Source organism: Bradyrhizobium sp. 26S5, from assembly GCF_036923295.1.
Lineage (GTDB): Bacteria > Pseudomonadota > Alphaproteobacteria > Rhizobiales > Xanthobacteraceae > Bradyrhizobium > Bradyrhizobium septentrionale.
In genome coordinates, this window is record NZ_CP145948.1 from 908,076 (window position 1) to 920,213 (window position 12,138).

Here is a 12,138-nt window from a genome sequence, read left to right on the forward strand (position 1 = left end):
ATGACGTCCGTGTTGCCTCAGGGCCGATCGACCGGCCTGGTGATCAGGTTCAGCGCGAGCGCTTCCTTCGGGCTCAGCCAGCGGATATCCGAGGTCTGCGACATCGCCTCGACGATCCCGGACGAGACGCCCATCTTGGTCATGTAGCCCAGCACCATGCCCTGGATGCGTTGCGCCTCGGCGAGGGGATCGCTGACCGGTGCGCTCGTCGTGAAGCGATGCACGCCGAGCCGCGAGCCCGCGATGCCGTAGCGGGTCTGGCCGCCGGCATAGACCAGCACACAGGCGCTGGCGCAGGCGGCGGGGCGGAGCTTGCCCGATGCGTCTGATGTGGCGACGGCGGTGACGAGCCCGCGGGTGCGGATCGCTTCGCCCATGATGGCGGCCTGGTTCAGCGCGCCGCCCTGCGACGACAGCAGCACGGCATCGCCCGGTTTGAGACGCGCCTCGCTGAGCCGGTCGCGGAGCCAGCTCGCGCTGGCCGAACCGATCTTGCCGCTGATCGCAAGCGCCCGCCGGCCGCGGCCCGATCCGTCGATGTCGACATCGGGAATCACCGCCGACGTCATGCTCGCCGCAATGTAGGTCTCGCGCCAGAAGTCCCAGGCGCCGGGCGTCGACAGGTCGCGGTAGGCCTGGATGGCGACGCTCGACAGCAGCAGGACAAAGATGATGATGGACCAGAGCGAGAACCGGAAGGCACGAGGCGGTGACGGCGCGTTGCCTTGCGGCGGCGCGTTGGGACGCGCGGCAAACGGCGACGGCCTCTCGCGCGGCGGCGCGACGCGGGGACCGGTCGGCGACGAACGGTGGGCTCCCGCTGCATCATCCTGACGGTCATCGACAGACAAGCCGGCTCCTCCGGAACGCGTGCGTTAATGGCGCGGGACTGCGCACCTCTCTACACGGCGGAAGCGCGGAGGTATAGCAGAGCGGCGCCGTCAAGGCGCCGCAGCCGTTTTCAGTTCATAGCGTTTTCGAGCGAAGTGGACACCGGTTCGCGTGAAGAAAACGCGTCAAAACAAGAATCTAGAGCTTCGGTTCTGATTCAATCAGAACCGAAATGCTCTAGTGAGCTGGAGCGGCCAGCGCCGCGGTCCGCTTCGATGGTTGCTTGGCGGCAGGCTTCGCTGCCGCGGGCTGCGCCGGGGCCGTGTCCCAGCCGCCGGCAGGCGTCGGCACGTTGACCGCATCGCTCGGCTGCGGTTCGGGTGTAAAGGTCTGGATCGCAAGCTTCGCTGCGGCGAGCGATTGCGGGTCGAGCCGCTTGGCGATGTCGTCGCGCTTGTGACCGGCGTCGGCGTCGCCCTGCGCGGCCGCGAGGCTGAACCACTTGAAGGACTCGGCGAGGTTCTGTTCGACGCCGATGCCGCGGGCATAAAGGATGCCGAGATTGACCTGGCTGTCGGCGACGCCGCGATCGGCCGCCTTGCGGAACCACTGCGCCGCGCTCTTGTAGTCGGCGCCCTTGCCGCCGCCATCGGCGTCGAGCACGGCGAGGTTATGCATCGCCTTGGCGCTGCCGCGTTCGGCGGCCTGCACGTAGTAGCGCCGCGCCATATCGAAGTCGCGCTTCACGCTGAGGCCCTTCTCGTAGAAGGTGCCGAGCCGGAACATCGCGGGCACCACGCCGGCCTGTGCCGCGCGGCCATACCATTTGGCGGCCTCGTCGAGATTGGCGGTCACGCCCTTGCCCTCGGCGAAGCGGATGCCGACCTCGTAGGCCGCGGCCGCATCGCCCTTGATCGCGGCCGTGCGCAGCGCCGGCCCGCCGATCGCGTCGGGCAGCTTCTCGCCTGCGGGAATCTGGATCGTGCCGAGCTTGCCGCCGAGCGGCGGCGCGGTCGGGATGGTGCCGGTGATGTCGTTGGTGCCAGCCGGTGCCGCTGCGGCCGGAGCCGCTGACGGCACTGGAGCAGCGGCGGGCGCGGCGGCCTGCGGGATCGTGACCTGCGCGCTATCGAGCGTGTTCGGCGCCGGCGTGTTGTTGGACTGGCGGCCGAGCGGGGTCGGCGAGGTCATCGACGGCACGGGCAGGCCAGACGGCGCGGCCGGTGCGGGGGCTGTGGAATTCTCGGCAGGCGGCTGCAGCGGCAGCGGGGGCGCGGCCGGCTCGCTGTGCTCGATCGCCGGCATCTGCGGCGCGGAGCTGGTGTCGAGCAGGTTCATCGCCATCTTGGCGGTAGAGAGCAGGATCACGACCACGCTCGCGCCGACCAGCAGCGAGCGGATCTTCGAGGTGATGGTCGACGGCTGGGCCTCCGGCGCGCCGGTCGCCGGTGCACCGGCCTTTCCAGCAGCGGCCTTCGCGGCCTTGTCGGCCTTTTCCTTGGCCTTGGCTGCGGCCTTGCTCGCGGCGCGCGCCGCCTTCTCGTTGACGGGTTGCACGGCGGCGGCCTGTGCGGCGCGGCGCGCGGCGGCGATGAAGCTCGATGTCGAGACCGGCTCCTTCTTGCCGGCGGGAAGATCAGAGATCGCGCGCTCGGAATCCGCGATACGCTCCGACGGCGACGACATGCGGCCCGAGGGGCGCGTGCCGGGCTCGAGCGGATGATCAGGCGGCAGTTCCGGTGCGATCGCGGCGCGCGCGGACGCCGCATGCGGTTCGAGGATTTCGCTGATCGCGCGCGGCGGCAGCGGCGGCGGCGCAGTCTCGACCGGCTGCGCGGCATGGAATTCGCGCGGCGCGGACATGAAGTGCTCCTGCGCCTGCGCAGGATTCGGCAATTCGGGCCTGTATGCTTCAGGCTGGTACGTTTCAGGCTTGTACGTTTCCGATCTGGGCTGCGGCATCGCCGCGCGCGGCATCTCCATCCGCGGCGCTTCCATCCGCGCTTCGGGGGCGGGCGGAGCCGGCGGCGGCGCCGTGCGGACCGTGCGCAGGTCGTTCTCGATCATCGCCAGGCGATCGACGACATGGCCGAGCGTGTTGTGAACGGTCTCCAGCGAATCCTGGGTGCGGCGATCGGTCTCCGACTGGCTGAAGCGGATGTCGGACAGTTCGCGCTTCACCAGGTCGACGATGCCGGTGTCCATCATCGGCTGCGGCGCGGCGCCATTGAAGTTGCGGGTGGCGTCGGCGAGCGAGGCGATGTGGGCGTGCTGCGCCTCGAGGTGCCGCATGATGTCATGCAGCCCTTCCTCGACCCGGCCGAGATTGCCGGAGCGCTGGTCGGCGGATTCGAGCCGCTCGAGCAGATACGAGACGCGCTGCTCGAGATGCGTGAATGCCGATGAGCTGTCATTGCCGACCTGCAGGCGGTCGATCCGCTCCGACAAAGCGCGGACCGCGCCTTCGATGGCATCGCCATTGTCATAGCCGGCCGGCCGCTCGCGGCTTTCCAGCGTCGACGCCAGCGCGGCAATGCGCTGCTCGATCCCGGCGAAAGCATCGCCGTGGGATTCGCTGCGGGACATCTGCGACAGCTGGTCGACCTTCGCCGACAGCGCATGCACGTCGGAGGAAAGCTGCAGCAGCGCGTCGTTGGAGGCGACATTGGAGACGATGGCGCGCAGCGCCGCGATCGCGCTCTCGAGCTGATGCACCGTCGACGGATCGTCGTTGGCGCGCAGGATCATGTCGAGCTTGGCGCCGAGATTGCGGATCGCCTCGTCGTAGCCGGTGAGCTGCTCGGCCGGGGTTAGCGTGCGCAGCGCCTCGCGGATCTCAGACAGCGCGCGTTCGATGCCGGCGATCGCCGGGGCCTGGCCGTTGCTGTTGTCCTGGCGGATCTCGTCGATCCGGTGATGCAGCGAGCGGATTTCGTTCTCGATCGATTCGATTGCCCGGCGCGGCATCGCCTCGGTAATGGCCTGGCGGATCTCCGCCAGCTCGCCGCGGAAGGCCGCGATCGACTGCTCGATGTGGTCGGGCCGCTGCAGTGCCTCGATCTGGCTCGTGATCTTGAGCAGATGACGCTCGAGCGAGGAAAAGTCGGGGCCGGCGGGCGCAGCCGGCGGCGGCGCGTAGGCGGCCATCGGCGGGGCCGATGGCGGCATCTGCCGTGATGCTGATCCGTCCAGCTCGTTCTGGCGTGCGGCGATTTCCGCGATCGCGGAATCGAACGACGCCGGGCTCAGCGGCGGCGAGGGGCGGTAGACCTGGGCTGCGGCGCGCTCGACCGCCTCGGTCTGGCGCAGCCGCTCCTGCAATTGCCGCTCCTGCAACTGGCGGTCCTGGACCTGGCGGTCCGGCATCTGCGGCTCGCGCTGCATCTGCGGTTCACGCACCGGCTGGGGCTGCGGCTCGCGCGCCGGCTGCGGCCGCGAGATCTGCGACAGTCGCGCATCGAGGCGCGAGATCGCGTCGTTCAGCTGCCGCGCGACGGCGGGCTGGCCGCGCGGTATTTCGGCGCGCACGGCTTCGCCGCGCGACAATGGTTTTGCGATCTGTTCGATCTGGTGGGTGATGGCGTCGAGCCGCTGATGGATGTCCGCAACCTCGCGGCTTTCCCGGCTCGGCATCGGCTGCTGCCGTTGCTCCATGCGCCAATCCGGCGGGCTCGGTTCGCCGACGGTGGAATTGAGCCAGTCGTTCAGCGACATGCCGGCGCGGCGCGCCGCCGCCTCGGCCCTTTCGCGGACGGAGGGATCGATGCCGTCAACACTCCACGATACGCGCGAATTCATGATTCCGTCCGGTCCCGACTCCGGCGCTACACCCTGCGCCCCGCAGCCTCCCCGCGCATTCCCGTTAAGAGACAATCGAATTCTGCGCTGGTCGTCTGCTTCAGCTGCTGACTTTTTCCCGTCACGGTAAATAACGGGTTAAGGAATGCGGCCGGCGGGCCTTAAAGTTAGGGAATCCGGGAACCTGTTGCGCCGGATCAGGACAGTGATCTGCGGTGCCGCTCCAACTTCTCCTTCCCCCTGAAAGGGGGAAGGTCGGGATGGGGGTCAGCCACACACACTGCGGCGTGTGGAGAGAGATGATCCCCACCCGCTTTGCTCTTCGAGCAAAGCGACCTCCCCTTTTCAAGGGGAGGTCGGAGACTTGTTTCTAGCCGTTGCTCTCGCGCTTGCCGTCATCGAGCGGCAGCACATTGCCGCGACCGGAGATCGCCGACAGCGCGTCGAGCGCCTCCTCGCACCACTCGATCACGACGCGCTCGTGGCGCATCCCGATGCGCAAGCCCAGCATCTTGCCGACATCGGCCGGCGGCGCGGTGCCGTCGGGAAAGCGCTTGTTGAGCAGCCGCTCGTACCGCTCATAGCGATCGCGGTGATGCTCGAGCCGCGCCATCAGGTCGGTGCGCAGCGGCTCGATGTCGACGCAGTCGAGCGCATAGAGCCGGACCAAAAGATCGTCCTTGATCGAGGGCGGGACGCTCGGCCGCGCCGCCCAATGCTTCAGCGCCGCGCGGCCCTCGGCCGTCAGGGTGTAGACCAGCTTGTTGGGCTTGCCCGATTGCACCACCTCGCGGCCCTGGACGTGGCCCTTGTCGCGCAGCCGCGAGAGCTCCCGGTAGATCTGCTGATGGTCGGCCTTCCAGAAAAAGCCGATCGAGGCATCGAACGTCTTGGCGAGCTCATAGCCCGTCATCGGACGCTCCGTGAGGCATGCGAGGATTGCGTCACCGAGTGCCAACGCCCACCTCCATCTGAGTTCCCGAAAGACCGTTCTGAAGTTTGCTTGACTTTATGCGTTACTGTGCATATGCGTCAATATGCATATGGTGATCGGCGTGCCGCCTTGTCGCGCGCGCCGGTGTTCAGGCTTCTTTCAAACCCGCCGCAGGAGACGTCCGAATGAGCAAGCCGGGCCTCGACAAGTGGTACGCCTACATGAAGTCCCACGACACCGCCGCTCTGTGGGATCTGCTGCATCCCGACGCGGTGTTCGAAAGCCCGGTCGTGCACACGCCGCAGCGCGGTCGCGACATCACCTTCAAATATCTCACCAGCGCCGCCAAGGTGCTCGGCGGCCCGACCTTCAGATATCTCGACGAATGGCGCAACGACACCGGCGCGGTGCTCGAATTCGAGAACGAGATCGATGGCATCAAGCTCAACGGCGTCGACATCATCACGTTCGATGCTGACGGCCGGATCACGCATTTCAAGGTGATGGTGCGTCCGCTCAAGGCGATCAACCTGCTGCATCGGCTGATGGGCGAGCAGTTGATGCAGCAAAGCGGCGCAACGTCGCAATCACAGTCTCGATAGGACCTGCCGCGGACCTCCGGAACCGGATAAGGTCCGCTCCAACAAACCAACGACAAAGCTGCGCAAGCGTCAGTCGCAGATGCGACCACGGCCAGCCGGGAGACCAGCATGCCAACCTACAAAGCCCCCGTTGAAGACGTCAGCTTTCTGCTGAACGACGTTTTCCAGATCGATCGCTACGGCAATCTTCCCGGCTTCACCGACGCGTCGGCCGATGTGCGCGAGGCGATTCTCGGCGAGGCCGCCAAGCTCAGCGAGGAAGTGCTGCAGCCGCTCAACCGGGTCGGCGATCTCGAAGGCTGCAAGCGCAGTGACGACGGCAGCGTCACCACGCCGAAGGGGTTCAAGGACGCCTTCAAGCAGGTCGCCGAAGGCGGCTGGCTCGGCCTGGCGGCGCCGACTGAGTATGGTGGCCAGGGCCTGCCGGTGACGCTCTCGCAGGTGGTCGGCGAATTCCAGATCTCCGCCAACATGGCGTTCTCGATGTATGGCGGCCTCACCATGGGCGCGACCGCGGCGCTCCTGGTGCACGGCACCCCCGAGCAGAAGAAGACCTATGTGCCGAAGATGGTCGCCGGCGAATGGACCGGCACCATGAACCTGACCGAGCCGCAGTGCGGCACCGATCTCGGCCTGCTCCGCACCAAGGCGGTGCGCCAGGCCGACGGCAGCTTCAAGATTACGGGCACCAAGATCTTCATCTCCGCCGGCGAGCACGACCTCACCGAGAACATCATCCATCTGGTGCTTGCTCGCGTCGAGGGCGCGCCGGCCGGCATCAAGGGTGTGTCGCTGTTCGTGGTGCCGAAGGTGCTGGTCAATGCCGACGGCTCGCTGGGACAGCGCAACGGCGTCACCTGCGGCTCGATCGAGCACAAGATGGGCATCCACGGCAATTCCACCTGTGTGATGAACTACGACAATGCCACCGGCTGGCTGATCGGCGAAGAGAACAAGGGCATGCAGGGCATGTTCGTGATGATGAACGAGGCCCGCCTCGGCGTCGCGGTGCAGGGCCTCGCGCAGTCCGAAGTCGCCTATCAGAACGCGGTTGCCTATGCACGCGAGCGCCTGCAGGGCCGCGCGCTGACCGGCGTCAAGGCGGCCGACAAGCCGGCCGACCCGATCATCGTGCATCCCGACGTCCGCCGCACCCTGCTCACCATCCGCGCCTTCAACGAGGCGGCGCGTGCCATGGTGGTGTGGACCGCGCTGAAGAGCGACGTCGCGCATCGTTCCCAGGACCCCAAGGATCGCCAGGCCGCGGACGATCACATGGGTCTGATGACGCCGGTGCTGAAGGGCGTTTTGACCGACACGGGTTTTGCCAACACGGTCTCGGCGCAGCAGATGTTCGGCGGCCACGGCTATATCGCCGAGCATGGCATGGAGCAGTTCGTGCGCGATGCGCGGATCGCGATGATCTATGAGGGCGCCAACGGCATCCAGGCGCTCGACCTGGTCGGCCGCAAGCTGCCGCGCGACGGCGGCCGCGCCGTGATGGCGTTCTTCGGCGAGGTCACGGCCTTCGCCAAGGAGCACGGCGCCGACGAGGCGATGAAGCCGTTCGTCGCCCCGCTATCGTCGGCACTCGGCCATCTGCAGCAGGCCACCGGCTGGCTGATGCAGAACGCGCTTGCCAAGCCCGACAATGCCGGCGCCGCCGCGACCGACTACATGAAATTGTTCGGCCTGGTCGCGCTCGGCTATATGTGGGCGAAGATGGCCAAGGTGGCGCAGGACAAGATCGCCGCCGGCACGACGCCCTACCTCAACACCAAGCTCGTCACCGGCCGCTTCTTCATGGAGCGGCTGCTGCCGGAGACCGCCGTGCATCTGGCCCGGATCCAGAGCGGCAGCGCCACCACGATGGAACTGGCCGCGGAAGCGTTCTGAAAAATTGCCGCCGCACCCGGTGCGGCGGCGCTTCCTTCCGTTATATATTATGATCCTCATATCAAGGAGGGCGTCATGCCTGAGGCATACATCTACGATCACGTTCGTACCCCACGCGGCCGCGGCAAGGCCGATGGCGCGCTCCACGAGGTCACCGCGCTGGCGCTCGCCACGGCGCCGCTGACGGCGCTCAAAGAGCGCAACAATCTTCCCGAAAACTCCGTCGACGACGTCGTGCTCGGCGTGGTCGATCCGGTCGGCGAGGCCGGTTCCGACATCGCGCGCTTCGCGGCGCTGAAGGCCGGCCTCGGCGAGAAGGTGCCGGGCGTGCAGATCAGCCGGTTCTGCGCCTCCGGCCTCGACGCCGTGAACTTCGCCGCGGCCCAGATCATGAGCGGCCAGCATGAGCTCGTGATCGGCGGTGGAGCGGAATCGATGAGCCGCGTCGGGATCGGCGCCTCCGGCGGCGCCTGGCCGATGGATCCCTCGATGGCGGTGCCGGCCTATTTCATGCCGCAGGGCATCTCGGCCGATCTGATCGCGACCAAATACGGTTTTTCGCGCGATGATGTCGACGCCTACGCGGTGCAGAGCCAGCAGCGCGCGGCCAAGGCCTGGGACGAAGGCCGCTTCAAGAACTCGGTGGTCCCCGTCAAGGACGTCAACGGCCTGACCATCCTCGCCAGGGACGAGCACATGCGCCCGACCACGACGATGCAGTCGCTGGCGCAGCTGCAGCCGTCCTTCGCGGCGCTGGCGGCGATGGCCGGCTTCGACGCGGTGGCAATCCAGTCGCATCCCGAGGTCGAGAAGGTCAATTACGTGCATCACGCCGGCAACTCCTCCGGCATCGTCGATGGCGCCGGCGCGGTGCTGCTCGGCAGCAAGGAGGCGGGCGCGAAGCACTGCCTGAAGCCGCGGGCAAGAATCCGCGCCTTCGCCAATATCGGCTCGGAGCCCGCGATGATGCTGACCGGTCCGGTCGACGTCACCGAAAAGCTGTTCGAGCGCTCCGGCATGAAGAAGTCGGACATCGACCTGTTCGAGCTTAACGAGGCCTTCGCCTCGGTGGTGCTGCGCTACATCCAGGCCTTCGACATCGACAACGCCAAGATCAACGTCAATGGCGGCGCGATTGCGCTCGGCCATCCGCTCGGCGCGACCGGCGCGATGATCCTCGGCACCGTGCTCGACGAGCTCGAACGCACCAACAAGGAAACGGCGCTGGTGACGCTGTGCATCGGCGGCGGCATGGGCACCGCCACCATCATCGAGCGGATGTAGCCGAGCAGGCAGCGTCATCCTGAGGTGCGAGGGCGACAGCCCGAGCCTCGAAGGATGGATAAAATTCACCGAGTCATCCTTCGAGGGCCTCGCAAGAGCGAGGCCACCTCAGGATGACGGAGAGACTGGGAGCGACTTACATGACCTACAAGAATTTCAAGTTCGAAGTCGACGCCGACGGCATTGCGCTGGTCACCTGGGACATCCCGGGCCGCTCGATGAACGTGTTCGACGATCTCTCGACCCAGGAGATCGGCGAGATCATCAAGCAGACGACCAGCGACGCAGCGATCAAGGGCGTCGTGATCACCTCGGCCAAGGAGGCGTTCTGCGCCGGTGCCGATCTCTCGATGCTCGAGAGCATGAACCGCAGCTATGCGCAGCTTCTCAAGGAGAAGGGCGAGGAAGCCGCCAACCAGATGCTGTTCGAGCAGAGCCGCCAGATGTCGCAGGCGTTCCGCGCGATCGAGACCTCGGGCAAGCCGTGGGTCGCCGCGATCAACGGCCTCGCGCTCGGCGGCGGCTTCGAGATCACGCTGGCCTGCCACTACCGCGTCGCGGCGGAGAATCGAAGACCCGGCTCGGCCTGCCCGAGATCAAGGTCGGCCTGTTCCCCGGCGCCGGCGGCACCCAGCGCGTGCCGCGCCTGGTGCAGCCGCAGGATGCGATGACGCTGCTGCTCAAGGGCGAGGCGATCAAGGTCGATCGGGCCAAGGCGCTCAATCTGATTCACGCCGTCGTGCCCGCGGCCGACCTGATCAAGGCCGCCAAGGACTGGATCAAGGGCGGTGGCAAGGCCGTCGCGCCGTGGGACGAGAAGGGCTTCAAGCTGCCCGGCGGTCTGGTGTTCTCCAAGGCCGGCATGCAGATGTTCCCGGCCGGCAACGCGATCTATCGCCGCGAGACCTACGACAATTATCCGGCCGCGCGCGCCATCATGAGCTGCGTCTATGAGGGCCTGCAGCTGCCGATCGACGCCGCGCTGCGCGTCGAGTCGCGCTACTTCACCAAGGTGCTGCGCTCGAAGGAGGCGGCGGCGATGATCCGCTCGCTGTTCCTGTCGATGCAGGAATTGAACAAGGGCGCGCGCCGTCCGGCCAATGTGCCGCCGACCAAGGTCAAGAAGCTCGCGGTGATCGGCGCCGGCTTCATGGGCGCCAGCGTCGGCTATGTGTCGGCGCAGGCCGGCATCGACGTCGTGCTGGTCGATCGCGACCAGGACAGCGCCGACAAGGGCAAGGGCCACGCCAAGAGTGTGGTCGACGGGCAGATTGCCAAGGGCCGCATGAAGCAGGAGGCCGGCGACGCCATCCTGGCGCGCATCTCGGCAACTTCGGATTACAACGCGATCTCGGACTGCGACCTCGTCATCGAGGCGGTGTTCGAGGACCGCAAGGTCAAGGCCGACACCTATGCCAAGGCGCAGCCGCTCTTGAAGGCGGACGCGATCTTCGCCTCCAACACCTCGACCCTGCCGATCAATTCGCTGGCCGAGGAATTCAAGGACCAGGGCAAGTTCATCGGCATCCACTTCTTCTCGCCGGTCGAGAAGATGATGCTGGTCGAGATCATCCTCGGCAAGAACACCGGCGACGTCGCGCTGGCGACCGCGCTCGACTACGTGCGTGCGATCGGCAAGACGCCGATCGTTGTCAACGATAGCAGGGGCTTCTTCGCCAACCGCTGCGTGATGCGCTACATCTCCGAAGGCAACGAGATGCTGCTCGAAGGCGTGCCGCCGGCGATGATCGAGAACACGGCCAAGATGGCCGGCATGCCGGTCGGTCCGCTGTCGCTGCAGGACGAGGTCGCGCTCGATCTCGGGCTGAAGATCACCAAGGCGACCGAGGCCGATCTCGGCCCCAACGCGATCGACCAGGCGCAGAAGAAGCTGATGGTCGAGATGGTCGAGAAGCAGGGCCGCTTCGGCCGCAAGAACGGCAAGGGCTTCTACGACTATCCGGAGAAGGGCAAGGGGCAGAAGAGCCTGTGGCCGGGGCTCGCCAGCCTGCAGCCGAAGCAGCTCGATCCCGACACGCTCAGCGTAGAGGAGCTGAAGCAGCGCTTCCTGGTGGTGCAGGCGGTGGAAGCCGCGCGCACCGTCGAGGATCACGTCATCACCGACGTGCGCGAGGCCGATGTCGGCTCGATCCTGGGCTTCGGCTTCGCGCCGTTCACCGGCGGTGCGCTGTCCTATATCGACTTCATGGGCACCAAGAACTTCGTCGCGCTCTGCCACAGCTTCGAGAAGAAGTACGGCTCGCGCTTCACGCCGCCGAAACTGCTCGAGGAGATGGCGGCAAAGGGCGAAACTTTCTACGGCCGCTTCCCGCCGAAGAAGCAGGCGGCGTAACGAAATTAGGTCGAATAGCGATTGCGCTCCCTCTCCCCGTTCTTACGGGGAGAGGGTTGGGGTGAGGGGCCCTCTCCGCGTACTCGGAAATAGTTAGATTTGCGGAGACTCCCCCTCACCCGGAACGCATCTAACGATGCGTTCCGACCTCTCCCCGCACGCGGGGCGAGGTGAAGCGGAGTGCTCGATTCAAAGTAGGATCAGGCCGGGTCATCGATCCGACTTGATCCTGTTGCGTGACGGTCACGCCGGTCAAACTCCCGCCACGCTTGCTCCGCACTGCCACCACGCTGCTGGCATCACTCTTGCTGGGTGATCGAAGACGATCACCGGGGTCGATCGTCAAGTCGATCGCCGGGGTCGATCGTCAAGTCGATCGCCGGGACGACGATCAGCATCAAGGGTGGGCGTGCCATGAGTTCTGCGTTCAAGGAAGGTGC

6 protein-coding genes and 1 pseudogene are annotated in these 12,138 nt (G+C 66.4%); 4 read left to right on the forward strand and 3 right to left on the reverse strand.

Annotated elements, in window-relative coordinates; genetic code table 11:
• Nucleotides 1–17: 17 nt before the first annotated feature.
• From V5279_RS04190 to V5279_RS04200, 3 genes are all read right to left on the reverse strand, one after another.
• Nucleotides 18–851: a hypothetical protein gene (locus V5279_RS04190; protein ID WP_338695349.1), complete on the reverse strand. Its 834-nt coding sequence runs from the start codon at nucleotides 849–851 to the stop codon at nucleotides 18–20.
• Nucleotides 852–1,068: 217 nt separating this feature from the next.
• Nucleotides 1,069–4,629 (reverse strand): hypothetical protein, encoded by a 3,561-nt coding sequence (locus V5279_RS04195; protein WP_338695350.1) that lies wholly within the window; start codon nucleotides 4,627–4,629, stop codon nucleotides 1,069–1,071.
• A gap of 370 nt (nucleotides 4,630–4,999) precedes the next feature.
• Nucleotides 5,000–5,587, reverse strand: coding sequence for a PadR family transcriptional regulator (locus V5279_RS04200; protein WP_166301901.1), 588 nt, complete (start codon nucleotides 5,585–5,587; stop codon nucleotides 5,000–5,002).
• Nucleotides 5,588–5,748: 161 nt separating this feature from the next.
• Between V5279_RS04200 and V5279_RS04205 the strand changes: the two genes are divergently transcribed.
• The 4 genes and pseudogenes from V5279_RS04205 to V5279_RS04220 all read left to right on the forward strand — a co-directional run bounded on the left by V5279_RS04205 (nucleotide 5,749) and on the right by V5279_RS04220 (nucleotide 11,698).
• Entirely contained in the window at nucleotides 5,749–6,165 is a 417-nt protein-coding gene (locus V5279_RS04205; protein ID WP_338695351.1) for a nuclear transport factor 2 family protein, read from the forward strand.
• Nucleotides 6,166–6,273: 108 nt separating this feature from the next.
• Nucleotides 6,274–8,061, forward strand: a complete 1,788-nt coding sequence (locus tag V5279_RS04210) for an acyl-CoA dehydrogenase C-terminal domain-containing protein (RefSeq protein ID WP_338695352.1) — start codon at nucleotides 6,274–6,276, stop codon at nucleotides 8,059–8,061.
• A 75-nt stretch (nucleotides 8,062–8,136) separates the two neighbouring features.
• On the forward strand, nucleotides 8,137–9,345 hold the full coding sequence (locus tag V5279_RS04215) for an acetyl-CoA C-acetyltransferase (RefSeq protein ID WP_338695353.1): 1,209 nt from the start codon (nucleotides 8,137–8,139) through the stop codon (nucleotides 9,343–9,345).
• A gap of 140 nt (nucleotides 9,346–9,485) precedes the next feature.
• Nucleotides 9,486–11,698, forward strand: a pseudogene (locus V5279_RS04220) (FAD-dependent oxidoreductase).
• Nucleotides 11,699–12,138: the final 440 nt, after the last annotated feature.